This window comes from Pseudomonas sp. GD04091, from assembly GCF_029836165.1.
Lineage (GTDB): Bacteria > Pseudomonadota > Gammaproteobacteria > Pseudomonadales > Pseudomonadaceae > Aquipseudomonas.
The window spans coordinates 120,684-147,010 of record NZ_JAOEBG010000010.1 but is presented as its reverse complement, the minus strand read 5'-3'; the positions used below and the strand labels follow the sequence as shown (position 1 = coordinate 147,010).

At 66.1% G+C, this 26,327-nt stretch carries 23 protein-coding genes; 12 read left to right on the top strand and 11 right to left on the bottom strand.

Annotated features, from left to right (window positions below):
* Nucleotides 1-145 precede the first annotated feature (145 nt).
* From N7422_RS14710 to N7422_RS14695, 4 genes are all read left to right on the top strand, one after another.
* Nucleotides 146-1,045, top strand: coding sequence for a DMT family transporter (locus N7422_RS14710; protein ID WP_279807206.1), 900 nt, complete (start codon nucleotides 146-148; stop codon nucleotides 1,043-1,045).
* A gap of 86 nt (nucleotides 1,046-1,131) precedes the next feature.
* On the top strand, nucleotides 1,132-2,595 hold the full coding sequence (locus N7422_RS14705) for a glucosyltransferase domain-containing protein (RefSeq protein WP_279807244.1): 1,464 nt from the start codon (nucleotides 1,132-1,134) through the stop codon (nucleotides 2,593-2,595).
* Nucleotides 2,592-2,960: a GtrA family protein gene (locus N7422_RS14700; RefSeq protein ID WP_279807205.1), complete on the top strand. Its 369-nt coding sequence runs from the start codon at nucleotides 2,592-2,594 to the stop codon at nucleotides 2,958-2,960. Before N7422_RS14705 ends, N7422_RS14700 begins: the two co-directional genes overlap by 4 nt.
* Nucleotides 2,957-3,895, top strand: coding sequence for a glycosyltransferase family 2 protein (locus N7422_RS14695; RefSeq protein WP_279807204.1), 939 nt, complete (start codon nucleotides 2,957-2,959; stop codon nucleotides 3,893-3,895). Before N7422_RS14700 ends, N7422_RS14695 begins: the two co-directional genes overlap by 4 nt.
* A 79-nt stretch (nucleotides 3,896-3,974) precedes the next feature.
* Here the strand turns inward: N7422_RS14695 and N7422_RS14690 are convergent, their stop codons facing one another.
* Entirely contained in the window at nucleotides 3,975-4,949 is a 975-nt protein-coding gene (locus N7422_RS14690) for a D-glycerate dehydrogenase (protein ID WP_279807203.1), read from the bottom strand.
* A 225-nt stretch (nucleotides 4,950-5,174) separates the two neighbouring features.
* Nucleotides 5,175-6,122 carry a LysR family transcriptional regulator gene (locus N7422_RS14685; RefSeq protein ID WP_279807202.1) on the bottom strand — a complete coding sequence of 316 codons (948 nt, stop codon included), beginning with the start codon at nucleotides 6,120-6,122 and terminating at the stop codon, nucleotides 5,175-5,177.
* A gap of 180 nt (nucleotides 6,123-6,302) precedes the next feature.
* Here N7422_RS14685 and N7422_RS14680 point away from each other — a divergent pair, with 180 nt between their 5' ends.
* From N7422_RS14680 to N7422_RS14665, 4 genes are read left to right on the top strand one after another with little or no spacing between them, the layout of a single operon-like run.
* Nucleotides 6,303-7,829 carry an efflux transporter outer membrane subunit gene (locus N7422_RS14680; RefSeq protein WP_279807201.1) on the top strand — a complete coding sequence of 509 codons (1,527 nt, stop codon included), beginning with the start codon at nucleotides 6,303-6,305 and terminating at the stop codon, nucleotides 7,827-7,829.
* Nucleotides 7,826-10,003 (top strand): FUSC family protein, encoded by a 2,178-nt coding sequence (locus N7422_RS14675; RefSeq protein WP_279807200.1) that lies wholly within the window; start codon nucleotides 7,826-7,828, stop codon nucleotides 10,001-10,003. The genes N7422_RS14680 and N7422_RS14675 overlap by 4 nt, the downstream gene beginning before the upstream one ends.
* Nucleotides 9,993-10,193, top strand: a complete 201-nt coding sequence (locus tag N7422_RS14670) for a DUF1656 domain-containing protein (RefSeq protein ID WP_279807199.1) — start codon at nucleotides 9,993-9,995, stop codon at nucleotides 10,191-10,193. The genes N7422_RS14675 and N7422_RS14670 overlap by 11 nt, the downstream gene beginning before the upstream one ends.
* A gap of 10 nt (nucleotides 10,194-10,203) precedes the next feature.
* Nucleotides 10,204-11,064 carry an HlyD family secretion protein gene (locus N7422_RS14665; RefSeq protein ID WP_279807198.1) on the top strand — a complete coding sequence of 287 codons (861 nt, stop codon included), beginning with the start codon at nucleotides 10,204-10,206 and terminating at the stop codon, nucleotides 11,062-11,064.
* Between the two features lie 59 nt (nucleotides 11,065-11,123).
* Here N7422_RS14665 and N7422_RS14660 read toward each other — a convergent pair whose 3' ends face one another.
* Nucleotides 11,124-11,582 (bottom strand): universal stress protein, encoded by a 459-nt coding sequence (locus N7422_RS14660; RefSeq protein ID WP_279807197.1) that lies wholly within the window; start codon nucleotides 11,580-11,582, stop codon nucleotides 11,124-11,126.
* 181 nt (nucleotides 11,583-11,763) lie between these two features.
* Here N7422_RS14660 and N7422_RS14655 point away from each other — a divergent pair, with 181 nt between their 5' ends.
* From N7422_RS14655 to N7422_RS14640, 4 genes are all read left to right on the top strand, one after another.
* Nucleotides 11,764-12,699: a LysR family transcriptional regulator gene (locus N7422_RS14655; RefSeq protein WP_279807196.1), complete on the top strand. Its 936-nt coding sequence runs from the start codon at nucleotides 11,764-11,766 to the stop codon at nucleotides 12,697-12,699.
* Between the two features lie 238 nt (nucleotides 12,700-12,937).
* Nucleotides 12,938-14,479, top strand: coding sequence for an MFS transporter (locus N7422_RS14650; protein WP_279807195.1), 1,542 nt, complete (start codon nucleotides 12,938-12,940; stop codon nucleotides 14,477-14,479).
* Between the two features lie 27 nt (nucleotides 14,480-14,506).
* Entirely contained in the window at nucleotides 14,507-15,568 is a 1,062-nt protein-coding gene (locus tag N7422_RS14645; protein WP_279807194.1) for an HlyD family secretion protein, read from the top strand.
* A 116-nt stretch (nucleotides 15,569-15,684) separates the two neighbouring features.
* Nucleotides 15,685-17,154: an efflux transporter outer membrane subunit gene (locus N7422_RS14640; RefSeq protein ID WP_279807193.1), complete on the top strand. Its 1,470-nt coding sequence runs from the start codon at nucleotides 15,685-15,687 to the stop codon at nucleotides 17,152-17,154.
* 120 nt (nucleotides 17,155-17,274) lie between these two features.
* Here the strand turns inward: N7422_RS14640 and N7422_RS14635 are convergent, their stop codons facing one another.
* From N7422_RS14635 to N7422_RS14600, 8 genes are all read right to left on the bottom strand, one after another.
* Nucleotides 17,275-18,087: an SDR family oxidoreductase gene (locus N7422_RS14635; protein WP_279807192.1), complete on the bottom strand. Its 813-nt coding sequence runs from the start codon at nucleotides 18,085-18,087 to the stop codon at nucleotides 17,275-17,277.
* A gap of 38 nt (nucleotides 18,088-18,125) precedes the next feature.
* On the bottom strand, nucleotides 18,126-18,590 hold the full coding sequence (locus N7422_RS14630; RefSeq protein ID WP_279807191.1) for a multidrug transporter: 465 nt from the start codon (nucleotides 18,588-18,590) through the stop codon (nucleotides 18,126-18,128).
* A gap of 187 nt (nucleotides 18,591-18,777) precedes the next feature.
* Nucleotides 18,778-20,232, bottom strand: coding sequence for a mannose-1-phosphate guanylyltransferase/mannose-6-phosphate isomerase (locus N7422_RS14625; RefSeq protein WP_279807190.1), 1,455 nt, complete (start codon nucleotides 20,230-20,232; stop codon nucleotides 18,778-18,780).
* A gap of 34 nt (nucleotides 20,233-20,266) precedes the next feature.
* Nucleotides 20,267-20,914 carry an alginate O-acetyltransferase AlgF gene (locus tag N7422_RS14620; RefSeq protein ID WP_279807189.1) on the bottom strand — a complete coding sequence of 216 codons (648 nt, stop codon included), beginning with the start codon at nucleotides 20,912-20,914 and terminating at the stop codon, nucleotides 20,267-20,269.
* A gap of 16 nt (nucleotides 20,915-20,930) precedes the next feature.
* Entirely contained in the window at nucleotides 20,931-22,088 is a 1,158-nt protein-coding gene (locus N7422_RS14615; RefSeq protein ID WP_279807188.1) for an alginate O-acetyltransferase, read from the bottom strand.
* Nucleotides 22,089-22,098: 10 nt separating this feature from the next.
* Nucleotides 22,099-23,556 (bottom strand): MBOAT family protein, encoded by a 1,458-nt coding sequence (locus N7422_RS14610; RefSeq protein ID WP_279807187.1) that lies wholly within the window; start codon nucleotides 23,554-23,556, stop codon nucleotides 22,099-22,101.
* A 214-nt stretch (nucleotides 23,557-23,770) separates the two neighbouring features.
* The gene (locus tag N7422_RS14605) at nucleotides 23,771-24,874 is read right to left on the bottom strand and encodes a mannuronate-specific alginate lyase (RefSeq protein ID WP_279807186.1); all 1,104 of its coding nucleotides are present in this window, start codon (nucleotides 24,872-24,874) and stop codon (nucleotides 23,771-23,773) included.
* A 7-nt stretch (nucleotides 24,875-24,881) separates the two neighbouring features.
* The gene (locus tag N7422_RS14600) at nucleotides 24,882-26,327 is read right to left on the bottom strand and encodes an alginate O-acetyltransferase (RefSeq protein ID WP_279807185.1); all 1,446 of its coding nucleotides are present in this window, start codon (nucleotides 26,325-26,327) and stop codon (nucleotides 24,882-24,884) included.

Here is a 26,327-nt window from a genome sequence, read left to right as displayed (position 1 = left end):
CAGAGGAAAAGCGCAAGTTTGTGCAAGCAGGGCGCGGCGGGTGGGGTGGACACTGACTCCCCGATCGTGCGGCCCGCTCCCACACGATCCCCGTGGAAGCGGGCTTGGCCGCGAGTGGGCCGATCCCGCCAATGGAGGTCTGCGCATGAACCTGTCGCTCTACCTGCTCACCGTCCTGATCTGGGGCACCACCTGGATCGCCTTGAAACTGCAACTGGGCGAGGTCGCCATCCCAGTATCGATCGTCTATCGCTTCGCTTTGGCCGGGGCGATCCTGTTCGCCTTTGCGCTGCTCACCCGCCGCCTGCAGCCGATGAGCCGGCGTGGTCACCTGGTGTGCCTGGCTCAGGGCTTGTGCCTGTTCTGTGTCAATTTCATGTGCTTTCTCACCGCCAGCCAGTGGGTCGCCAGTGGCCTGATCGCCGTGGTGTTCTCCACCGCCACGCTGTGGAACGCGATCAACGCGCGGATCTTCTTCGGCCAGAAGATCGCCGCCAACGTGATGGGTGGCGGGGCGGTGGGGCTGCTGGGGCTGGGGCTGCTGTTCTGGCCGGAGCTTTCCCATCATGCGGCCAGCCGCGAAACCCTCTACGGTTTGGGCCTGGCCTTGCTCGGCACGCTGTGCTTCTCGGCCGGCAACCTGCTGTCCAGCCTGCAGCAGAAGGCCGGCCTCAAGCCGATGACCACCAATGCCTGGGGCATGCTGTATGGCGCCTCGATGCTGGCGGTGTACTGCCTGGTCAGCGGCGTTCCTTTCAGCATGGAGTGGAACGCGCGCTACGTCGGTTCGCTGCTGTACCTGGTGATCCCAGGCTCGGTGATCGCCTTTACCGCCTACCTGACCCTGGTCGGGCGCATGGGGCCGGAACGGGCGGCCTACTGCACGGTGCTGTTCCCGCTGGTGGCGTTGAACGTGTCGGCGTTTGCCGAGGGCTATCAGTGGACGGCGCCGGCGTTGCTGGGGCTGGTGGCGGTGATGGCGGGCAATGTGCTGGTGTTTCGCAAGCCCGTGGCCAGGCCGGCGTCTACCGCGCTGGCGCGATGAGGGAGGCTGGCTAGACTTGCCCGGACGTTTTCGCCTGGGGAAAGGGAATGTCCTGCGCTTCATCCTGGAACAGGCCATTGACGCCCGTGCAGCTCTGGTTGCTGTGCACGGCGGCCCTGGCGTTGCACATTCTGCCATTGCTGATGGCCGACATGCCGTTCCTGGACGACTTCGCTCGCCAGCAACTGGCCAGCAATGACTGGGGGCATGCAGGGCGACCGCTGGTGGTCGCCCTGTTCGCCGCGCTCAGTTTCGACCCTGGGGCGGTGAATCTCTATCCGCTGCCGCTGCTGCTGGCCGTGCTGCTCACGGGCGATGCGCTGGCGCGCCTGGTGCGGCACTGGTTCGCCACGCCGACGCTCAGCGCGGTGCTGGTGGTGCTGCCGCTGTGGTACCAGCCCTTCTTTCTGCAGAACCTTTCGTACCAGTACGACGGCGCCACCATGGCCCTGGCGCTCGCCGCCTGCCTGTGGGCCATCGTCCTCGGTGCGCGGCCGGTACGCGGCTGGCTCTACGGGGCGCTGCTGGTCGCCGCGGCGGCCGCGCTCTACCAGCCTGCGGTGAACCTGTTCGCCGCCTTGTGCGGCCTCGAGGCGATGCGCCGGGTCATCGAGGGCGCCAGGCTGTCGTCGATCGGCAGGCGCGCTGTCGCTCGCCTCGGCCAGTTGCTGTTCGGTTGCCTGTTGTACTACGCCAGCAGTGCCTGGATGGTCAGCTCGACCCGTGGCGGACTGCTGGCGCTCGACGGCGAATGGCTGGGGGAGATTTACCACCGGCTGGCGGCCACCGCCGATGTGGTCGGCTTGCTGATCACCCCGGTGACCGGGTGGATCTTCCTCGGGTTGGCGCTGCTGGCGTCGCTGGCTCTGGGGCGGCAGTTGGTCGCTGTGTGGCGGCGACCGTTGCCTCGGGGCGAGCGGCTGGGCCTGATGTTGGCCTTGCTGTTGCCGGTCCCGCTGATCGTACTGTGCGTGCCCGGCCTGATCCTGCTGCTGGCGGAGTTCGAGCAGACGGTGCGCGTGCTGCTCGGGCTGGGTGTCGCCCTGGCGCTGCTGTCGTACCTGGCGCACGATACGCTGGCCGGCCTGCCGCGGGCCCGTGTGCTGCTGCTGACGATCCCGCTGCTGTTCATGCTGTCGTATTCCTATGCCTATGGCCGCGTGCTGGTGCTGCAGAAAACCTTGCACCAGTCGATCGCCCAGGCCTTGGCCCACGACCTGTCGTCCTCGCCATCGCTCGTCGCGGCGAAGCATTGCTACGTGCTGGGTTTCTGGTTGCGGCAGCCCTGGATCCCGGCGGCTGAGGGCACGCTGCAGGCAATGCCGGCGATCGCCAGGATCCACGCCTACAACTACCTGGTACTGCCCGAGATGCTGCCACGGGTGGGCATCGACGACCTGCACACGTTCTACGGGGGCGCGCCGCTGGATCGCCAGCAAGTACTGGCGAGCAGCCCCACGCCACAGGTCAGCAGCCGGTTCTACGACATCCATCTGCTCGGCGACACCGCCTATGTGCTGGTCCGTCCGCCGCCGGGCAGCGGCCAATGAGCCTCTCGCGTTTCATCCGCTACGGCCTGGTCGGCATCGGCAACACCCTGGCGCACTGGCTGGTGTTCCTGGGGCTTCATCTGGGGCTGGGGTTGCGCCAGGCCGGCAGCAACCTGCTGGGCTTTGCCGTGGCGGCAAGCCTGTCCTACTACATGAATGCCCACTTCACCTTTGCCGTGCGCCCCAGCCGTCGGCGCTACCTGTTGTTCCTGGCGGGGATGGGCTGCCTGAGCGTGGCCATCGGCGCCTTGTCCGACCATGCCCATCTCTCGCCCTGGCTGACTCTGGTAACCTTTTCGCTGGTCAGCCTGGTGCTGGGTTACGCCTATTCGCACACCGTGGTGTTCAGACGGAGAAACCCATGAACATTACTCTGGTGGTACCGGTATACAACGAGCAGCAGACCCTGCGGCGGTTCTACCAGACCGTGCGCGACGAGCCGTCGCTGCGCGACAAGACCGTGGAAATCGTCTTCGTCAACGACGGCAGCACCGATGACACCGAGGCCATCTGCGCGGAGCTGGTGGCACGCGACGAATGGGTCACGGCGATCACGTTCTCGCGCAATTTCGGCAAGGAGTCGGCGCTGTTCGCGGGCCTCGAGCATGCCGAGGGCGATGCGGTGGTGCCGATCGATGTCGACCTGCAGGACCCGATCGAAGTGGTGGCGCAGATGATCGAGCGCTGGCAGGCGGGGGCCGACGTGGTCCTCGCCAAGCGCCGCAGCCGCGTCGCCGACACGCGCTTCAAACGCTGGACGGCGCGCCTTTACTATCGCTTGCACAACGCCATCGCCTCGATGCCCATCGAGGAGAACGTCGGCGATTTTCGCCTGCTCGACCGCAAGGTGGTCGCCGCCATCCGGCAGATGCCGGAGCAGCAATTGTTCATGAAGGGCGTGCTGTCGTGGGTGGGCTTTCGCACCGAGATCATCGAGTACGACCGTCAGGAGCGCGCGGCGGGCGACAGCAAGTTCGGTTTCTGGCGGTTGTGGAACCTGGCGTTGGACGGCATCACCTCGTTCAGCACCGTGCCGTTGCGACTGTGGACCTACCTCGGTGGTGGCGTGTCGCTGGTCGCCTTGATGTACGCGGCGTTCCTGGTGATCGACAAGGTGGTGTTCGGCAACGACCTGCCGGGGTATCCGTCGCTGATGGCGGCGATCCTGTTCCTGGGCGGGGTACAGCTGATCGGGATCGGTATCCTGGGGGAGTACATCGGGCGGATCTACCAGGAGACCAAGCACCGGCCGCGCTACGTGGTGCGCAAGGTGCTGGGAAGGCGGCGTAAGCCTCGATGATGCGCCCGCGCCCACGAATGCCGTGGAACACCCGTGGGAGCGGCGGTGCGTCGATGCGACTTGGCCGGCGATAAAGCCCTCAGCCTTTCCACACCTGTGGGTTCACCAGGTCCTGCGGCCGTTCGCCCAGCAGCGCCGCGCGCAGGTTGTCCATCGCCCGGTTGGCCATGGCCTCGCGGGTCTCGGCGGTGGCCGAGCCGATGTGCGGCAGGGTCAGGGCGTTGGGCAGCCTGAACAATGGCGATTCGCTCAGCGGTTCCTTCTCGTACACATCCAGCCCTGCGCCACGGATGGTGCCGCTGTGCAGCGCCTCGACCAGCGCCGCCTCGTCCACCACCGGGCCACGGGCGATGTTGATCAGGAACGCGCTGGGCTTCATCAGCTTCAGCTCGCGGGCACCGATCAGCTTGCGGGTGGCTTCGGACAGCGGCACCACCAGGCAGACGAAATCGGCTTCACCCAGCAGTTCGTCCAGGCTGCGGAACTGCGCGCCCAGCTCCTGCTCCAGCGCGGTCTTGCGACTGTTGCCGGTGTACAGCACCTGCATGTTGAAACCGAAGCGGCCACGGCGGGCGATGGCGGCGCCGATATTGCCCATGCCGACGATTCCCAGTTTCTTGCCATGCACATCGCTGCCGAAGTGCGCCGGCCCCACGGTCGCCTGCCAGTGCCCGGCCTTGGTCCAGGCGTCGAGCTCGGCGGTGCGGCGGGCGCAGCCCATGATCAGGGCGAAGCCCAGGTCGGCGGTGCTTTCGGTGAGCACGTCGGGGGTGTTGGTCAGGGCGATGCCGCGCTCGTTGAGGTAATCCAGGTCGTAGTTGTCGTAGCCGACCGAGACGCTGGATACCACCTCCAGCTTGCCCGCGCCTTCGAGTTGCGCCCGGCCGAGCTTGCGGCCGACCCCGATCAGGCCGTGGGCCTCGGGCAGGGCTTCGTTGAACTGGGCAGCGATGTCGCCGAGTTTCGGGTTCGGCAGGATCACGTTGAAGTCTTGCTGCAGGCGTTCGGCCATGGCCGGGGTGATGCGGCTGAAGGCCAGGACGGTCTTTTTCATCGGGCTGCTTCTCTGCAAGGCGGGGGATGGAGTCGGGCAGAAGAGCGGGGGCCGCTGTGCGGCCCTTTCGCGGCGCAAGGCCGCTCCTGCAGGTGCCGCGTGACCCTGTAGGAGCGGCCTTGAGCCGCGATGGAGGGCCAAGCCCTCCCATGGCCCTGTCTGCCAGACACTGGAATCAATGGTTAGCAACCTACCATTGTCCTCGCCCCCAATGCAGCAGCTTTTTCAGTTGGCGATCAGCAACTCATGGGTCTTCAGGTCGGCCTCATGCGCGGCAAGAATCTCCGGCAGCGAGTTGCGCAGGTATTCGACCCAGGTCTTGATCTTGGCATCCAGGTACTGGCGCGACGGGTAGATCGCGTACAGGTTCAGCTCCTGCAGGCGGTACTCCGGCACGATCCGCACCAGGCTGCCGTCGCGCAGGCCGTCGATGGCGGTGTAGATCGGCAGCACGCCCACGCCCATGCCGCTGCGGATCGCGGTCTTCATCGCGTCCGCCGAGTTCACCTGGAACGGCGAAGTGGTGATGTTGACCATCTCCTGGCCCTCCGGCCCGTCGAACAGCCATTTCTCCAGCGGAATCACCGGGCTGACCATGCGCAGGCAGGCATGCTGGAGCAGGTCGGCCGGCTTGTGCGCGCTGCCGTGGCGCGCCACGTACTCGGGCGAGGCACAGACGATGCTGTAGGTGATGCCCAGGCGCTGCGAGACGAAACCCGAGTCCGGCAGCTCGCTGGCCAGCACGATGGACACGTCGTAGCCCTCGTCCAGCAGGTCGGGCACGCGGTTGGCCATGGTCAGGTCGAAAGTCACGTCCGGGTGCGATTCGCGGTAGCGGGCGATGGCATCGACCACGAAGTGCTGGCCGACACCGGTCATCGAGTGCACCTTCAGCTGCCCGGCCGGGCGCGCATGGGCGTCGCTGGCCTCGGCCTCGGCTTCCTCGACGTAGGTGAGAATCTGTTCGCAGCGCATCAGGTAGCGCTTGCCTGCCTCGGTCAGCGCGATGCGCCGGGTGGTGCGGTTGAGCAGGCGGGTTTGCAGATGGGCTTCCAGGTTGGAGACCGCCCGCGACACGTTCGCGGTGGTCGTGTCCAGTTGCGCCGCGGCAGCGGTGAAGCTGCCGAGCTGGGCCACGCAACTGAAAGCACGCATGTTTTGCAGGGTGTCCATGGGTCACTCTCGGGTTAGAGGACAAAATTGTGACATGAAGTAACGCAAATGCACGTCCGACTAAAGCCGGATTATCGCTGTTTTGGTAACAAAGATTCGCAGGAATATACGCTTATCGCCAATGAAACCCGCCCCTAGAATTGCCCGGCCCCTCCACCTCTTCCTCGGGAAATCGCAGCTGTGCCGCGTCGCAACATCAGAGCGCTTAGCGCGCTCAGTGCCTGTGCCCTTTGTCTCACCTTGAGCGGCTGTATCGGAACCTGGGGCATTGCCCCGCAAAGCAAGACAATCCAAGCCAACTCACTCGCCACCGACGAGGCCATCCGCGATGCCGCGCGCGATGCCAACTGGCCTGCCCAGCAATGGTGGCGCGCCTATGGCGATGCGCAACTGAACGACTGGATCGCATTGGCCCTGGCCGGTAGCCCGAGCATGGCCATGGCCGCCGCCCGGGTGCGTGAAGCCAAGGCCATGGCGGGCGTGGTCGAATCGGCCGAGAAGCTGCAGGCCAACGGCAACGCCACGCTCAAGCGCCACAACTGGCCCGAGGATCAGTTCTACGGCCCGGGCGCGCTGTCCGGCGCCAATACCTGGGACAACAACGCCGCCATCGGTCTGAGCTACGCGCTGGACCTGTGGGGGCGCGAGCGCAATGCCTCCGAGCAGGCGGTGGATCAGGCGCACATGAGCGTCGCCGAGGCGCGCCAGGCCCAGCTTGAGCTGGAGAACAACGTGGTGCGCGCCTACATCCAGCTCAGCCTGCATTACGCCCGGCGCGACATCGTCCAGGCCGAACTGGCCCAGCAGGAGCAGATCCTCGCCCTGGCCAAGCGCCGCCTGGACGGCGGCATCGGTACCCATTTCGAAGTCAGCCAGGCCGAGGCGCCGCTGCCGGAAACCCACCGGCAGATCGACAGCCTCAACGAAGAGATCGCCCTGACCCGCAATCAGCTGGCGGCCCTGGCCGGCAAAGGGCCGGGGGAGGGCGCGAAGCTGCAGCGCCCGAGCCTGACCCTCGGCGCGCCGCTCAAGCTGCCGTCGAACCTGCCTGCCGAGCTGGTCGGCCAGCGCCCCGACGTGGTCGCCAGCCGTTGGCAGGTGGCGGCCCAGGCCCGTGGCATCGAAGTCGCCCACGCCGGCTTCTTCCCCAACGTCGACCTGGTCGGCGGCCTCGGCTTCATGGCCACCGGCGGCGGTCCGCTGGAATTCCTCACCGGGCGCAAGTTCAACTACAGCGTCGGCCCTGCCATCAGCCTGCCGATCTTCGACGGTGGTCGCCTGCGCTCGCAGCTGGGCGTGGCCTCGGCCGGCTATGACGTGGCCGTGGCGCGCTACAACCAGACGGTGATCGGCGCGCTGAAGAACATCTCCGACCAACTGATCCGCCGTGAATCGATGAAGGAGCAGGCGCACTTCGCCGCCGAGTCCGTGGCCGCCGCGCAGAAGACCTACGACATCGCCACCGTCGCCTTCCAGCGAGGTCTCACCGACTACCTCAACGTGCTCAACGCGCAGACCTTGCTGTTCCGCCAGCAGCAGGTGCAGCAGCAGGTACGGGCCGCACGCCTGATCGCCCATGCCGAGCTGGTCACCGCCCTGGGCGGTGGTCTCGAGGCGGGCCGGGACGTGCCTGATCAAGAGCGTCAGGCCGCGCCGAAAACGCCGGCCACCCTGGCCATCTTCGACAAGCCGGACCACGCCGAATGAGCACACTGAGCTTGCCCCTGCGCTGGCTGCGGAGCCTGGAGTGGCGCCGGGGCTTCTTCGCCTGGGCGCGCACCGACGGCGTCACCTGGGTCTACATCTTCAAGGTCCTGGCCGCCGCGTTCATCACCCTGTGGCTGGCCATGCGCCTGGAGCTGCCACAACCGCGCACGGCGATGATCACCGTGTTCATCGTCATGCAGCCGCAGAGCGGTCATGTGTTCGCCAAGAGCTTCTACCGGGTGCTTGGCACTCTGGCGGGCTCGGCGATGATGGTCGCGTTGATCGCGATCTTCCCGCAGAACACCGAGCTGTTCCTGCCCAGCCTGGCACTGTGGGTCGGCCTGTGTTCGGCGGGTGCCATGCGCTACCGCACCTTCCGCGCCTACGGTTTCGTGCTGGCCGGCTACACGGCGGCGATGATCGGCCTGCCGGTGCTGGAGCATCCGGACCAGGCGTTCATGGCGGCGGTGTGGCGGGTGCTGGAGATCGCCCTGGGGATTCTGGTCTCGACCTTCGTCAGCGCCGCGATCCTGCCGCAGTCGGCCAGTGCCGCCATGCGCAACGCCTTGTACCAGCGCTTTGGCGTGTTCGCCGGGGTAGTGGTCGAGGCCCTGCGCGGCGACAGTCAGCGCGACCGTTTCGAGACCAGCAACGTGCGCTTCGTCGCCGAGGCGGTCGGCCTGGAGAGCCTGCGCAACGTCACCGCCTTCGAAGACCCGCACATGCGCCGGCGCTCCGGCCGCCTGGTGCGCATGAACAGCGAGTTCATGGCCATCACCACGCGCTTCAATGCCCTGCACCGGCTGCTCGAACGCCTGCGTGCCCGTGGGCCGCTGCAGATCGTCGGGGCCATCGAGCCGGGCCTGAACACCTTGGTCGAGCTGCTGCAGCCGTATGTCGGGCGGGCACTCACCGACGCCGACGCGCTGCGTCTCACGCTGGAACTGGCTGCCTACAAGGAGGGCCTGCAATCGCAGGTGCGCGGCCTGCGTGCCGAATACCTGGAAACCAATCCCAGCGAATCCGACCTGCTCGACTTCCACACTGCCTTCGAACTGCTCTATCGCTTCGTCGACGAGATGTACAGCTACGCCGAGACCCACGCCTCGTTGGCCGCGCATAAGCACGAGCGCGAGCAATGGGACGAGCCCTACGTCGCCCAGACCAGCTGGCTGGTGTCGCTGGCCGCCGGCGTGCGCGCCTCGGCGGTGCTGTTGCTGCTGGGCAGTTACTGGTTGCTCAGCGACTGGCCCAGCGGCGGCATGATGACCCTGATCGCCACGGTCACCGTGGGGCTGTCGGCGGCGTCGCCGAACCCCAAGCGCATGTCGTTCCAGATGGCCTGTGGCACGGCGGTCGGCGCTTTCGTCGGGTTCTTCGAGACCTTCTTCGTGTTCCCCTGGATCGACGGTTTCCCACTGCTGTGCATGGTGCTGGCGCCGGTGTTCGTGCTCGGCGCGTTCCTCGCCTCGCGCCCGGCCTATGCCGGTTACGGCCTGGGCCTGCTGGTGTTCTTCGCCATCGGTTCAGTACCGAACAACCTGACCCTCTATGACCCCTACACCTTCATCAACGACTACATCGGCATGGTCATCGGCATGTTCGTCTGCGCCGCCGCCGGGGCGATCATCCTGCCGCCCAACAGCCGCTGGCTGTGGAGCCGCCTGGAGCAGGAACTGCGCGAGCAGGTGCTGTTCGCCATCGGCGGGCGCCTGCGCGGGCTGGGCTCGGCCTTCGAGAGCCGCACCCGCGACCTGCTGCACCAGGCCTATGGCCTGGCCGCCGGCAAGCCGCAGGTGCAGAGCGAGCTGATGGGCTGGATGTTCACCGTGCTGGAGATCGGCCACGCCATCATCGAGCTGCGCAAGGAACAGGCCCGTGCCCCGATCCACCCGGCCTACGCCGAGAGCCAGCCCTGGCGTCAGGCCATCCGCGTGATGGGCCGGGCCCTGGCGCGGCTGTTCCTGCAACCCAGCGCCAGCAACCACGAACGCGCGCTGGTGGCGGTGGACCACGCCATCAGCCGCGTGCAGGCCACCGACGAACCCTTCGCCCGGCACTTCGACACCTCGGTGCTGCGCCGGGCGCAGAGCTACCTGCATTTCATCCGTTCCTCCCTGCTCGACCCACAGTCGCCGCTGGCACCGGCGAAAGGATTGCACCATGCCCCGTGAGATCGCCTTCCATGGCGTGTACATGCCCACCATGACCTTGATGTTCCTGTTCGCCCTGGGCCTGGCCTGGGGCCTGGACCGGTTCATCGCCAGCCATGATGGCTATCGCTTCTTCTGGCATCCGGCGCTGCTGCGCCTGTGCCTGTTCGTCTGCCTGTTCGGCGCCCTGGCGCTGTCGCTCTACTGGTGAGAATCCGTCGATGAAAAAGTTCTTCAGCCTGATCGCCACCCTGCTGGTGCTGACCGCTGCCGTGGTGATCGGCCGCCAGTTGTGGCTGCACTACATGACCACGCCGTGGACCCGCGACGGCCGGGTGCGCGCCGACATCATCAACGTCGCCGCCGATGTGCCGGGCTATGTGGTGGAGGTGCCGGTCAAGGACAACCAGCGGGTGAAGAAGGGCGACGTGCTGATCCGCATCGACCCCGAGCACTACCAGCTGGCGGTGGACCAGGCCAAGGCCCTGGTCGCCTCGCGCAAGGCCACCTGGGAGATGCGCAAGGTCAACGCCAGGCGCCGCGCCGACCTGGACAACCTGGTGATCTCCAAGGAGAACCGGGACGATGCCAGCAACATCGCCAGCTCCGCGCTGGCCGACTACCAGCATGCCCAGGCCCAGCTGGCGGCCGCCGAGCTCGACCTCGCGCGCACGCGGATCGTCGCCACGGTCGATGGCTACGTGACCAACCTGAATATCCACAAGGGCGACTACGCCCGCACTGGCGAGGCGGTGATGGCGGTGGTCGATGAACACTCGTTCTGGGTCTACGGCTTCTTCGAGGAGACCAAGCTGCCGCACGTGAAGGTGGGCGATGCGGCCGAGCTGCAGATGATGAGCGGCGAGCGCCTCAAGGGGCATGTGGAGAGCATCGCCCGGGGTATCTACGACCGTGACAATCCGCAGAGCCGCGAACTGATCGCCGACGTGAACCCGACCTTCAACTGGGTGCGCCTGGCGCAGCGGGTGCCGGTGCGGATTCATATCGATGAAGTGCCGGACGGGTTCATGCTGGCGGCGGGGACCACGTGCACGGTGGTGGTCAAGCCGAGCGCGGAGTGATCCGAGCAGCTCATCGCGGGCTTGCCCCGCGATAGCGACGGTGAACTTGCCGTGGGACTTCAGCCAGCGTCAGTCGGCACTCCTACCAGAACCGGTACCTGGACCCGGTCGATCACCTTGGCACTGATCGAAGGATCGAGCAGCCTTCCAAGCCGCGACAGGTGGCGGTGGCCCATGATGATCAGCGCGCACTCCAGTTCCCGGGCCTTGGTGACGATGGCGTCCACCGGCTGGTCGGCGACCAGGCAGCCGTGGCTGTCGAACCCGGCCTCGCGCAGGCTGCGCACGGCACCGGAGACGGCGTGTTCGGCCAGTTGCTGCTCGTCGCAGGCGGCGGGGTATTCCTCCAGCTCTTGTTCGGTGTAGGCCGTACGGTGGTCGTGAACGGCGAAGGTCGAGTCGATGGCCAGCAGCACGTGCAGGGTGTGTTCGCCCGGGCGACAGTAGCGACGGGCGAGGTCGAGCAGGGCGTGGCTGGCGGGGGAGGCGTCGATGGCAATCAGGACCGGGTGGGGCATGGGGGTTCCTTGGGCAAGGCTGGCGGGGTGTGCTGGCTGTACTGGCCGCGAAGAGGGCTACGCCATTCTTGATGCATTGCCCAATTGAATAAATGGCCCCCCACGCACGGCGCCATTGCGTCTGACGCAATCCACCAACCTGATACCATCGCGTTTCCCACAGCTGTCACGGAAAACGGCCATGCAACTCCCGGACATGAACCTGCTCGTCGCCCTCGATGCCTTGCTCGACGAAGGCAGCGTGGTCGGCGCTGCCCAGCGCATGAACCTGAGTCCGGCGGCGATGAGCCGCACGCTCGGGCGCATCCGCGAGGCCATGGGCGACCCGATCCTGGTGCGCGCCGGCCGAGGCCTGGTGCCGACGCCCCGGGCGCTGGCCCTGCGCGACCAGGTGCGGACGCTGGTGGAGCAGGCCGGGCTGGTGTTTCGCAGCGGCGACGATGTCGACCTGGCCAACCTCGACCGTGCTTTCAACATCCGCACCAACGATCTGTTCATCGCCCTCTACGGCGCCCGCCTGCTGCACATGATGCTCGAGCAGGCGCCGAACACGGTGCTGCGCTTCGTTCCCGAGCACCAGGGCGACGATGACCTGGTGCTGCGTCATGGGCAGATCGACCTGGTGGTCAGCTCGAGCATCGACATGGGGCCGGAGATCAAGGTGCAGAGCCTGTTCGACACCTGGTTCGTCGGGCTGGCGCGGGCCGATCACCCGATCTTCGACGATGTGATCACCCCGGAGCGCTTCGCCGTGTACCCGCAGATCAGCGTGTCGCGGCGCGGGCGGGCCAACGGGCCGATCGATGTGGAACTGGGCGCTCATGGCGTGCAGCGGCGGGTGGCGCTGATCACGCCGAGTTTCCATTCGGCGATGTTCTCGCTGCCGGAGTCCGACCTGATTCTGCCGATGCCGGCGAACATCCTCGGCAGCGTGACCAAGTTCGGCCTGCCGTTGCGTTCGTTCGATATCCCGGTGCCGCTGGAGAAGGTGCGGGTGATGCAGGCCTGGCATCCGCGATTCGACAACGACCCGGCGCATCGCTGGTTGCGCCGGACCATGCGCGCCTGCTGCGCGGGTGAACCCACACCATCATCAAGCCCTGCGCGTTCCCTGTAGGAGCGGCCTTGTGTCGCGAAAGGGCCGCATAGCGGCCCCCGGATTTCGGCGTTAACACCAGGATCGCCGGGGCTGCTTTGCAGCCCTTTCGCGACACAAGGCCGCTTCCACAGGGTATGCGCAATGTTCGTTGATTGCGTCTGACGCAACATAAACCTGCCAACAAGTCAGTTTTCGTCAGCATTCGACCTTCTTAGACTTCCCCCAGCCCTTAATTTGTTGCTGGAGATGTCTATCCATGAGTTCCCTGACCGCGCCTTCCGCCGCGCTGGCCGTCGCTCCGGCGCCGGCCGCCCCGGCGCAGACGGCGTTCGGCCTGCGGGTGGTGGTCGGGCTGTTCGGCGTGTTGCTGGCGGTGCTGTGCGCCGGCCTCAACGAGGCAGTGACCAAGATTTCCCTGAGCGACATCCGTGGCGCCATGGGCATCGGCGCCGACGAAGGTGCCTGGCTGCTGGCGGTGTACAGCGCCGCCTCGGTCTCGGCCATGGCCTTCGCGCCGTGGCTGGCTACCACCTTTTCGCTGCGCCGCTTCACCATGACCGCTGTCGGTCTGTTCGCCGTGCTGGGCCTGATCCAGCCCTTCGCCCCCAATCTGCATAGCCTGATGCTGCTGCGCGTGCTGCAGGGCTTCGCCTCGGGCGCCTTGCCGCCGATGCTGATGAGCGTGGCGCTGCGGTTCCTGCCACCGGGGATCAAGATCTACGGCCTGGCCTGCTACGCGCTGACCGCCACCTTCGGACCGAACCTGGGGACGCCGCTGGCAGGTCTGTGGACCGAGTACGTTGGCTGGCAGTGGGCGTTCTGGCAGATCATCCTGCCGTCGCTGCTGGCGATCGCCTGTGTCGGCTGGGGCTTGCCCCAGGACCCGTTGCGCCTGGAGCGTTTCAAACAGTTCGACTGGCGTGGCGTGGTGCTGGGCCTGCCGGCGATCAGCAGCATAGTCCTGGGCCTGTCCCTGGGTGACCGCTGGGGTTGGTTCGACTCACCGCTGATCTGCTGGCTGCTCGGGGGTGGCCTGCTGTTGCTGGTGCTGTTCCTGTACAACGAATGGTCGGAGCCGCTGCCGTTCTTCCAGCTGCGCATGCTCACGCGGCGCAACCTGAGCTTTGCCCTGCTGACCCTGGCCGGAGTGTTGGTCGTGCTCTCGGGGGTGGGCAGCATCCCGTCGGCGTACCTGGCGCAGATCCAGGGCTATCGCCCGGCGCAGACCAGCCCGTTGATGCTGCTGGTGGCCATGCCGCAACTGATCGCCCTGCCGTTGACGGCGGCGCTGTGCAACATCCGCGCGGTGGATTGCCGCTGGGTGCTGGCCACCGGTCTGGCGATGCTGGCCGCCTCGTGCGTGGGCAGCAGCCTGCTGACTTCGCAATGGATCCGCGGCGACTTCTACCCGTTCTACCTGCTGCAGGTGTTCGGCCAGCCCATGTCGGTGCTGCCGCTGCTGATGCTGTCGACCAACGGCATGACCCCGCAGGAAGGCCCGTTCGCCTCGGCCTGGTTCAACACGGTCAAGGGCCTGGCGGCAGTGATTGCCGGCGGCCTGCTCGATGTCCTGGGCACCGTGCGTCGGCATTTCCATTCCAACCACCTGGTCGACAGCCTGGGCAACGCGCCGCTGATCGACGACAACGCCGCCGGCCTGGCCAGGCGCATCCATGAACAGGCCCTGGTGCTGACCTCGGCCGACCTGTACCTGGTGATGGCCGGCATCGCCGCCATCCTGATCTGCCTGATCCCCTTCGTGCCTACCCGGATCTTCCCGCCGCGTGCGGTGGCTTGAGCCGGTGACTGAATTCGAGACCTTGAAATGACCAACAAGCGCAAGACAATCCTCATCGGCTCGGTGCTCGCCGTGGCCGTGCTGGCGGCCATCGTCGGCCCCTGGATGCTCGGCAGCGATCATCGCCAGACCACCAACGACGCCTACGTGACCGCCGACTACACCGTGGTCGCGCCGAAGGTGGCGGGCTTCATCAAAGAGGTACTGGTGGACGACAACCAGCAGGTGAAGGCCGGACAGTTGCTGGCGACCATCGATGCCCGCGATTACCAGGCTGCCCTGGACGCCGCCGAAGCCCAGTTGCTGGTGGCCAAGGCACAGAGCCTGGATGCCCGCGCCACCCTCGAACGCCAGGCGTCGTTGATCGCCCAGGCCGAGGCCGCGGTAAAGGCCGCCCAGGCCGAGGCCGCCTTCGCCGACCACGAGGTGACTCGCTACAGCCGCCTGGCCGAGCAGGGCGCCGGCACCGTGCAGAACGCCCAGCAGGCGCGCAGCCGGGTCGACCAGGCCCGTGCGCAGCTGGCCAACACTCAGGCGGCATGGGTGGCCACACGCAAGCAGGTGGACATACTCGACGCCCAGGTGGCCAGCGCCGATGGTCAACTCAAGCGCGCCGAGGCGGGCTTGGAGAAAGCTCGACTGGACCTGTCCTATACCCGTATCACCGCCCCGGTGGACGGCATGGTCGGCGAACGCGCCTTGCGCGTCGGCGCCTACGTCAATCCGGGCGCACGGCTGTTGTCGGTGGTGCCACTGGCGCGCGCCTACATCGTCGGCAATTTCCAGGAGACCCAGCTGACCCATGTGCAGCCGGGCCAGCCGGTTAGCATCAGCGTCGACACCTTCTCCGGCGAGAAACTCCACGGCCGCGTCGAAAGCATTGCCCCGGCCACTGGCGTGACCTTCGCTGCGGTCAAGCCTGACAATGCCACCGGCAACTTCACCAAGGTGGTGCAGCGCATTCCGGTGAAGATCGTCTTCGATGACGGCCAGCCGTTGCTGGAGCGCCTGCGGGTGGGCATGTCGGTGGAGGCGGTCATCGATACCCAGGGCGACAGGCTGGCCGGTAAAGAGGTGACCGCGCGATGAATGGCCAGCTTGTCGGAGTGTTTGAACATCTCGAAGCCGCCGGGGCTGCTGCGCAGCCCTTTCGCGACACAAGGCCGCTCCTACAGAGGATTGCGGTTTCCTGTAGGAGCGGCCTTGTGTCGCGAAAGGGGCGCGCAGCGGCCCCAGCTATACGCCTGAGCCCCGTGTTGTTGGCCGTATTGCTTGCCGGCTGCACCCTCGGACCGGACTTCCAGAGCCCGTCCAGCGAAGCGCCTCAGGATTGGGCCTCGTTGCAAGGCGAGGCAGCGGCGAGTCAGCCGGTAGCCGAGCCGCTGAAGCTGCGCTGGTGGGACAGCTTTCACGACGCCCAGCTGAGCGCGCTGATCCAGAAAGTCGCCGAGCGCAACCTCGACCTGCAGATGGCCAGTGCCCGCCTGCTGCAGAGCCGCGCCTTGCGCAGCACCGTGGCGGCTGACGAGATGCCCTCGGTGGATGTAAACGCAGGCTACAGCCGGGCGCGCAACAGCGCCGAAGGGTTGAATGACCCCTCCGGCAAGGCCGGCAAGTCGGCGTACAACCTGTGGCAGGGTGACCTGGTGGCCGGTTGGGAGCTGGACCTGTGGGGGCGTGTGCGCCGCCAGGTCGAGGCCGCCGACGCGACGGTGGCGGTTGCCGAGAACGATCGCCGTGGCGTGCTGCTGGCGCTGTTGTCGGAAACCGCCGGCAACTACATCCAGCTGCGTGCCGTGCAGCACACCCTGGACATCACCCAGGACAACCTCAAGGTCGCCCGACACAGCCTTAAGCTGTCCGAAGGCCGCCAGGCCGAAGGTGTCGCCACCCGGCTCGATGTCGCCCAGGCCAGCGCCCAGGTGGCGTCGATCGAAGCGCGCCTGCCGACTCTGGAGGCCCGTCGCGACGATCTGATCAATGCCTTGAGCCTGCTCGCCGCCGAACCGCCGCGCAGCTTGCAGGTCCAGTTGCTGCAAGGCGGTGAGCTGCCCGCGCCGCAGCAGCGCTTCGCCATCGGCGTGCCGTCGCAGCTGGCCGAACGCCGCCCGGATATTCGCCAGGCCGAGGCCCGGTTGCATGCGGCCACCGCCAGCATCGGCGTGGCCAAGGCCGATTTCTATCCAAGCATTCGCCTGTCCGGAAGTGTCGGTTTCCAGGCCATGCAGTTGTCCGATTTCGGCGCCTGGGATTCGCGCAGGTTCGCCTTCGGGCCGCAACTGTCGTTGCCGATCTTCGAGGGTGGACGGCTCAAGGGCCAGCTGGAGCTGCGCGAGGCCCAGCAGCAGGAAGCGGCGCTGAACTACCGCAAGGTGGTGCTCGGTGCCTGGCATGAGATCGACGATGTGTTACGTCTGTACAACGCCAGCCAGTTGCGTCGCGATCACCTGGCCGAGGCGGTGCGGCAGAACCGCATCGCCCTGGAGACCGCGCAGCGCCAGTATGTGGAAGGGGCGGTGGACTTCCTCAATGTGCTGACGGTGCAGTCGGCGTTGCTGGCCAGCGAGGAGCAGTGGATCGACAGCTCGGCGGCGGTGTCGCAGGCGCTGGTGGGGCTGTACAAGGCGCTGGGCGGAGGCTGGCAGGCGTTCGACGAGACGCCAGTGAAAGTCTGAGGGGCTGCTGCGCAGCCCTTTCGCCGGCAAGCCGGCTCCCACAGGGTTTCGCATGGCTTGATGCTGGCGCAAATCCTGTGGGAGCCGGCTTGCCGGCGATGGGGCGCAAAGCGCCCCTGGTCACAATGGCCGCAACAACCCAAAGCGCTTGCGCAACACCCAGTCCAGCAACCGTCGCGGCAACACCCTGGCCATCAACGGCAGGGCGGTACTGCCATTGCCGATGCGCACCAACGCAGGTACAGGCGACTTGCGTGTCGCAGCCAGCACTTTCTGGGCAAACACCGCTGCCGGTGTCGGATGATCCTGCGACGCCCGCGCGCGGGCCTGCACCTGCTCACGCAGCGGCCACCATGGCGAATCGGCTGCCAGCACCTGTTCGGCTTGCTGCTGGGCATTGCTGGCGAACTGCGAGGCGATCGCCCCAGGCTGCACTTCCATCACCCGGATGCCAAACGGCGCCAGCTCCAGGCGCAGGGCATCGCTCAGCCCGTGCACGGCGGCCTTGGACGCACAGTAGGCACCGGCGAAGGGCGTCACCAGCACACCCGACACGCTGCCGATGTTCACCACCAGCCCACGGGAACGGCGCAGTAGCGGGAACAGTGCCTGGGTCACGCCGACCAGGGCGAAGACGTTGGTTTCGAACTGCTGGCGCATGGCGTCGACGCCGCCGTCGAGCAGCGGGCCCATGGCGCCGTAGCCGGCGTTGTTGATCAGGATGTCGAGGCCTTGCAGTTCCCCGGCCAGGCGGGCGAGGGCATCGGCGTCGTTCACATCCAGTTGCCGGGCATTGAAGCCGGCGGCGGCCAGTTGTTCGACATCCTGTGCCTTGCGGGCGGTGGCCCAGACTTCATGGCCGGCATCGCGCAAGGCGTCGGCCAGGGCGCGGCCTATGCCGCTGGAACAACCGGTGATCAGGACGGTGGGCATGTGAAGGGCCTGTGATCGAAGTGGGAATGGGCAACGAATTAATTGGCGAATGTACCTTGCAGGTGCTCGGCACGAAACTCCAGGGTTTGTGGCCGATAGCCCGAGCGCAGTGGTGGCAATGGCAGGCAATCGCTCCACTCGGCGCCTGGCTGCAATTCACCGGGGCCGCGATAGCGTGGGGCGGCGTAGGTGTTCTCGGCCAGGTTCACGGTGTCGCCCGGGGCGTAGGCGCCCACGCGCCAGCGCAGTTCGGTGAGCGGGGCCTTGTTGCCATTCTTCATGCGCACCTGCAGCGCACGGTCGGCGGGGCACTGTTCGGGGGCATAGCTGAGGCGGATGTCCAGGCGGGCCAGTTGCGAGGTCTCGCGGGTGTCCTGCCAGATCACCCACAGGGCCACCAGGCCCAGGCCGCACAGGGCGGCCATCGAGATCGACAGGGCCTTGGCCGGGTAGCGCAACAGCAGGACCAGCCAGGTGAGGATGAGCAGGGCGCCGATGATCATGGTGGGACGGGCCTTGGTGACAGGGGTTCGATCATCGTAGCGGGAAATGGGTACCGGCTCAAAAGCGGGAGAGCTTGGCCCTCCTTTCGCCGTGGTTCGTCGCCACGACGAGCCGGCTCCCACAGGAATGCACAAAGCCTGTGGGAGCCGGCTTGCCGGCGATGGGCCGCAAAGCGGCCCCAGGGAGTCACTGCGCGATGGTCTTCACCGAAACCCCACGCTCGACCGGCGTCGAAGTCCGTCCATACACATCCTCGAAGCGCTCGATATCATCCTCGCCCAGGTAACTACCGGACTGCACCTCGATGATTTCCAGCGGGATCTTGCCCGGGTTGCGCAGGCGGTGCACCGAGGCGATGGGGATGTAGGTGGACTGGTTCTCGGTGAGCAGGAACACGTTCTCGTCGCAGGTCACCTCGGCAGTGCCGGACACCACGACCCAGTGCTCGGCACGATGGTGGTGCATCTGCAGCGACAGGCTGGCGCCCGGCTTGACGGTAATGTGCTTGACCTGGAAGCGCCCGCCCATGTCCACCGAATCGTAGGAACCCCACGGGCGGTACACCTCCAGGTGGTTCTGGGTCTCGCTGCGGCCCTGGGCATCGAGGGTGTTGACCAACTGCTTGACCCCCTGAACCTTGTCCTTGTGGGCGATCATCATGGCGTCCTTGGTCTCGACCACCACGATGTTCTCCAGGCCGATCACCGACACCAGCTTGCCGTTGCCGTGGATCATGCAGTTGCGGCTATCCTGCACCACCACGTCGCCCTTGGTGACGTTGCCGTCGGCGTCCTTCTCGTGCACGTCCCACAGCGACGACCAGCAGCCGACGTCGCTCCAGCCGGCCGACAGCGGTACCACGCAGGCACGCTGGGTCTTCTCCATTACCGCGTAGTCGATGGAGTTGTCCGGGCAGCAGGCGAAGGTGGCCTCGTCGATGCTCAGCACATCGGCGTCCTCCTGGCTGCGCTCCAGGGCCAGCAGGCAGGTGTCGTAGATGTCCGGGTCGTGCTTCTTCAGCTCTTCGAGGAAGCGGCTGGCGCGGAACAGGAACATGCCGCTGTTCCAGAAGTAGCCACCGGCGCGAACGAACTCGTTGGCGCGTTTCTCGTCCGGCTTCTCGACGAACTGCGCGACCCGTGCCACGCCTTCGGGCAGCAGCGCGTCCTGGCTGGAGCGGATGTAGCCGTAGCCGGTCTCGGGCTTGGTCGCCGGCACGCCGAACAGCACCATCTCGCCACGCTCGGCGGCCACTGTGGCCAGGGCCAGGGCACGTTGCAGAGCCTTCTGGTCCTCGATCACATGGTCGGCCGGGAGCACCAGCATCAGCTCGTCACGGCCTTCGTTGACCAGCTTCATGGCGGTCATCGCCACCGCCGGCGCGGTGTTGCGACCGAACGGCTCCATGAGGATCGCCTGGGTTTCCAGCTTCAGCGCGTTCAACTGCTCCTGGACGATGAACTTGTGATCCTTGTTGCAGACCACGATGGGGGTGTCCATGCCGTCGAACACCAGGCGTTCGATCGTCTGCTGGAACAGGGTGTGCTCGCCGGTCAGGGCCAGGAACTGCTTGGGGAACTGCTTGCGCGACAGCGGCCACAGACGCGAACCGCTACCGCCAGAAAGAATTACCGGGATCATGTCGTTTCTCCAATAAGGTCGTAAGAGGCAGGAATCAGTTGGTGGCTACGGGACGGGTGACCCACACCGGCGACAGGCTGCTGCCGGAACCGGTGACGTACAGCACCGCGGCTTCGCCGCGCTCCAGGGCGACGGGCTTGACGTCGCCGACTTTCTTGTCGCCTGCATACAGGGCAAGGTTGACCTTGACCGGATTGATTTCACGCTCGCCGCGGCCCTTGGCGGCCACCGGCTTGACCACTTCGGTCTTGCCGTCGGCGGTCTTCAGGGTCAGCGCCTGGTCGCTGAGGTTCTGCACGCGGACCAGGGCCTTCTGCTTGTTCTTGAACGGTGGTTCTTCGATCAGTTGCGGGTTGCCGCTGCTGTTGTTGACCAGGGTGTAGTACTTGTCGGCGGCCAGCTTGACCGGGACGCTCTTGCCGCCGACCTGGGCGGTGTAGTCACCCCCGGGCAGGAAGCTGAAGTCGCTGCTGGCCTGGGCTCCGACCTGCTTGATCTGGGTATTGCCGACAGCGGCGGCGGTCGGGCTGCTGGCGGCGTTGTACAGGCGCACGAAGGTCGAGCCTTTCGGTGCGCTCGGGCCATAGAGGGCGGCGTCGGCGCCGGCGAACGCCTGCATCGAGGCCAGGGACAGGCCGGCCGCGAGGGTCAGGGCCTTGGCGATGGAAGTCTTGTTGGTCATGTGCGTGTTCCTCTCTTCAGTGGTCCGTCCGATTGGACGACAGGGCCAGGTTTTCTTCGGATTTGCGGGAGTTCTTCAGCTGCGCGATCCACTGCGGATCGAAGGCGCTGAGGTCGTTCTTCATTGGCAGATAACGTTCGGGGAATTCCCACACCACGACCTGTGGCGGGGCGTTCTTGAAGGCGTCGCTTTGCAGGTACTTGAGCATCGGCAGCAGCGGGCCATGGCCGTCCTCGGCGTAGCTGGCGACGTCGCTGCGCAGGGCCTGCTGCAGCGCGCCGAGGAAGTTCCAGTGCGGGTTGGCGCTGTAGCTGGTGCCCACCAGCGCCACCGGGATCTGGCTGTCGGCGAACAGCGCGTCGCCCGCTTCGCCCTCGGCTTGCACCGCAAGGGTCTTGCGCTGTTGCAGGTTGTCCGGGGTCGGCAACAGGTTGCTGAACAGTGGGTCGAGGGGCAGGAAGTTGGTCAGGTCGCCCTTGTACGGCGCGGTGGCGCCGGCTTCGGTGATGAAGGCCCGCGGCTCGCCACTGAGCAGGCTCTGGCGGTTGACCGCCTCGGCCAGTGTCTGGGCGACCACTTCGGCGCCCATCGGTGTCCAGTGCGTGTCGGTACGCAGGAACACCTGGCCGCGCGCCTTGGCTTGTTCCAGCGGTGCCAGCAGGTCGGGGGCGAACACGTTGGCCTGGCGCACCTGGGCATGGAAGCGGTTGAACAGGTCGTCGTGCAGGCTGGCAGGCGTTTCCTTGCCGATGTACTCGGCATACAGCCGTGCCTTGGCCGGCACGATCGCCAGCACCAGCTGGCTGCCGTGGCGCTGCAGGGTGTCGCGGATGCCGCGCACCAGCGCCAGGTTGTCCTGCATCTGTTGCTCGGCGTCGGCGCTGGGCTTGAATTCCTCGTCGGTGAACAGCCACTGCTCACGGCCCAGCACCACGCCGGGGCGGCCTTCGTTGAACAGCTTGAAGTCCATCGCGGCCCACAGGTTGGTACCGATGCGCTTGATCGGGAACTGTTCGTCGTAGTGGGTTTCGGCGGCCTTGGCCAGCTTGCCGTCGAGCAGGGTCATCTGCCCGGTGCGGTTGAAGCTGTCCAGCCCACCGATGGACCAGGCGCCCAGGCCGACCAGCAGGCCCATGAACGACAGCGAATAGGTGATGCGAAGTGTCCGGTTCATGGTCGGGGTCTCAGAACTGGAAGTAGAGGAACGGCGAGTAGCTCTGCGCCGAGAGCTTGAGCACCGAGGCGACGAACAGCAGCAGCACCAGGGCGCGGGTCATGATCCGCGTCCAGTCCAGGCCCACCGAACCGTCGGCGTTGACCTGCACCGGGGTGGCCTGGGGCGCGGGGGTGGCGTTGCGGTAGAAGTCGCGCAGGCCGAAGTACGCCAGGCTCAGGTAGGCGACGATCAGCGTGGCCACCTGCAGGCCGGTGAGGTTGGCGCGGTTGAGCTCCGACAGCTGCCAGTCGCCGAAGCTGAACATGGCGCCGTACATGCGTGCGGCCACGTGCAGGTTCTCGGCGCGGAAGATCACCCAGCCGACCACCACCAGCAGGAAGGTGAAGGCCCACTTCACCGGGTTGAAGCGCTGCGGGTTGGTGTCCAGGCCCAGCGCGCGTTCGATCGCCAGCCACATGCCGTGCCAGGCGCCCCAGAGGATGTAGGTGAAGTTGGCGCCGTGCCACAGCCCGCCCAGCAGCATGGTCAGGAACAGGTTGCGGTAGGTGTTGAAGGTGCCTTTGCGGTTGCCGCCCAGGGTGATGTACAGGTAGTCGCGCAGCCAGGTCGACAGGCTGATGTGCCAGCGCCGCCAGAACTCGGTGATCGACTGGCTGATGTACGGCTGCTTGAAGTTCTCCATGAAGCGGAAGCCCATCATCAGGCCCAGGCCGATGGCCATGTCGCTGTAGCCGGAGAAGTCGAAGTACAGCTGTGCGGTGTAGGCCAGGGCGCCGAGCCAGGCATCGCCGGTGGTCGGGTTCTCGAGGGCGAAGCAGTGGTCGGCGACCACCGCCAGGGTGTCGGCGATGAACACCTTCTTGATGAAACCCTGCATGAAGCGGGTGCAGCCTTCGGAGAACTTGTCCAGGGTGTGGGTGCGGTTGTTGAACTGATCGACCAGGTCCTTGAAACGCAGCACGGGGCCGGCGATCAGGTGCGGGAAGATCGCCACGAACGCCGCGAAGTCGATCAGGTTGCGGGTGGCCGGGGTGTCGCCGCGGTACACGTCGATGATGTAGCTGATCGATTCGAAGATGTAGAACGAGATGCCGATCGGCAGCAGCACGTGAGTGAGGATGAACGGCTCGAGGCCGAACGAGGTGATGATGGCGTTGAGGCTGTCCACCCCGAAGTTGGCGTACTTGAAGTAGCCGAGGATGCACAGGTCGACGCCCACCCCGAGCAGCAGCCAGCGCTGCGCGGGCTTGGTGCGCACGCCGGCGGCGCCGACTTTCAGGCCGATCCAGTAGTTCCACAGGGTCACCCCGGCGAACAGGGCGAGGAAGTCCACCCGCCACCAGGCGTAGAAGATGTAGCTGGCAACCAGCAGCAGCAGGTTGCGATAGCGGTTCCCGCTCACGTAGTACAAGCCGAGGAAAACCGGCAGGAACAGGAACAGGAACACGTTGGACGAGAAGACCATCCCGGTTCTCCTTGTTGTTCACAGCATCCGGGGCACAGCGCCCCCCAAACCCCCCGCGAAAATGCAGGGGAAACCTTTGTTGCCTCAACCATTGCTGGCGAGGGCTTCGCCCTCGTTTCGCGACACAAGGCCGCTCCTACAGGATTAGCGCCGTCCCTGTAGGAGCGGCCTTGTGTCGCGATGGGCCGCGAAGCGGCCCCAATACAGGCGACACCTATTTCTTGCTCTCTGCGCTCGGGTCATAGACCCGCGTCACATCGCCCCCCAGCCTGAAACTGTTGAACGGCTGCATGTCATGTTTGCGCTCGAGGGTGTCGCCGACGCACTGGTACAGCGCGCACCACGGCTCGAGCCAGGCGTACTTGCTGTCGATCTTCAGGTCTTTCAGGTCCTGCTTGACCCCGGCGCGGGTGTTGAAGTGCACCGGATCGCGAGCGCCGGCCAGCACGCCTTCGCCGAGGCGCTGCAGGGCGAAGTTGTTTTCCTTGCGCAGGTCCACGCCATTGGCCTGGGCGAAGCTGGCGATCATCGCCAGCGGGGGCAGGGCGTAGTTGTGGTAGGCCAGCGCGCGCTGGCGACGCTTGATCTCGTTGGGCAGGAAACCCTGCTCGTCGACCTGGTTGGCGCCGACCTTGTATTCCTTCACCGCCCAGTCGAACAGGTCGCGCCGGTCCGTGGCCACGGCGGTGGCCATCACCGACCAGGCCGCCCAGTAGCTGTGGTTGTTGATCTTCTCCAGCGGCAGGTCGCTCCAGTCACGCACGGTCTGTTCCGCGAGTCGGGCAAACCACTTCTCGATCTGCTCGGCCTCGGCCTGGTGCGCGGCCAGTGGCTGCGAGTTGGAGAACTTCAGGCGCAGCCACGAACCGCTCAGACTGCCCAGCGCCCATTTGCGCATGGACTTGCCGGTGTGGTTGTAGTCGGTGGACATCAGCGCGTCGGCGCGTGCCCAGGTGTCGAGCCAGGTCAGGGCACAGTCGAGCTGCGCCGGGCGGCCATCGCGCATGTACTGGCCGACCATCTTGCTGACCCCCTTCTCGAGGGTGGTGATGTCCTCGGTGGATTTGCGGAAGGCTTTTTCCGAGGCGACATTGAGCGTCGCTCGGGCCTTGTCCGAGCCTTCGTACTTGCTGCGGAACTGCAGGGCGCCGGTATAGGGCCTGGGCGCCGCCTCGCAACGGAAATTGCCGTCGCTGGTCTTGAGCTTTTCGATGCCCTCGTAGTAACCCTGGGGCGGCACCAGCGCGGCCTGCGCGGCGCCGCCGAACAGGGCGAGGGCGAGCAGGGCGGGTGCGGTCTTGCTGCTGATGGTGGTCATGATCGCCTCACTGGCCGGCCTGCGCGGTGTGCTGCGCGGGGCTGGCGAAGTTGTTGCGTTTGCAGAGTTTGGCTTCGACTTTCTGCGTGCCGCTTTCTGGCCCTTGTACCTCCAGGGCGAGCAGGTTCTGGCCTGCCCAGTCTTCGTCTTCACGCATCTGGAAGACGAAGCGCCCGTCGGTGTCGGAAGTCTCGGGCTTCTCGATCTTGATGTCTTCGTGGCGGCCGTTGAGGTACCACAGGGTGGCCTGCAACACCTTTACCGAGGTGTCCTCGAACTTGATGTCGAGCTGGTGGTTGCGGTTGACCAGGTCCTTGATCACGCCGCCCTTGCCGTTGACCATCAGCTCGTTCTTGCCGGGCTTGAGGGTGGCGCTGGCGCTCATCTGCGCGGGGCGGTCGTCGCAGCCGTCGTCGAGCAGGCCGAGGATCTGCCGCCAGATGGTTTCCTGGTCCAGGCGATAGAGCGGGGAGAACTCCCAGACCAGGATCTTCGGCGGGTTGTTCTGGAACTCCTCGCTGCCCAGGTACTGGATCATCGAGCCTTCCAGGCCGCCGCCGGGGAAGGCGACGTTGAGTACGTCGGCGCCGATGTACTGTTCCAGGAAGCCTGCGAAGTTGTAGTTCTTGCCGCTGTGGCTGGTGCCGACCAGGGTGATCTGCGCGTTGCCCGCGTCGCCGAACAGGTCGTCGCCGCCGCTGGCGCCGCCCTTGGGCTCGGTGGCGAACTGGTCCATGTACTGCACCGCGTAGCTGGTGCCGCACAGTTGGCCGGCGACATTGTGCAGGGTGCCGGTCTTGCCCATGCGCCCGGACTTGTGGGTCTCGAATTCCTTGCGCGGGATGCCTTCGAAGGCCGGCATCTGGTGCACGGTGTCGGCGACGATCTTCGCCGCGCGCTCGGCGCCGTAGGGCGTCCAGTGCTGGTCGCCACGGAAGTAGAAGTCCTTGCCCTGGTCGGCTGCGGCCAGCTGCTCGTTGGTCAGCGGCGACAGGTCGGGCACGTTGTAACCCATCTTGGCGAAGCGCTGGAGCATGGCCTGGTAGTTGCGCAGCGCCTTCTGGTAGTCGAAGGCGGCCTTCTCTTCAGGCTTGAGCATGTTGCGGTTCACCAGGCCACGGGTCGGCTGGTACACCACCACCAGTTCCACGCCACGCTTCTTGAAGGCGTCATGCACCTGCTGCAGGCGCTTGTAGCCGCCCGGGGTGGTGTCGAATTCGGTGCGCAGGTCTTCGCGGGTACGGAACAGCCAGTCGCCCTGGGCCTGCACCAGGGTGGTGAAGTTCTGCTGGTAGCGCGTGGTGTAGCGGCTGGCGTCATGGGCCTCGGGGCACAGCTGGCAGCAGGGCTCGGCGGTGAAGGTCGGCGCCTTGACGTCTTCGGCGCGCACGCCCTGGCTGATGGCCAGGAGGGCGGCGGACAGGCCCAGCAGTTTCATCAGGTGTGGAGTCAT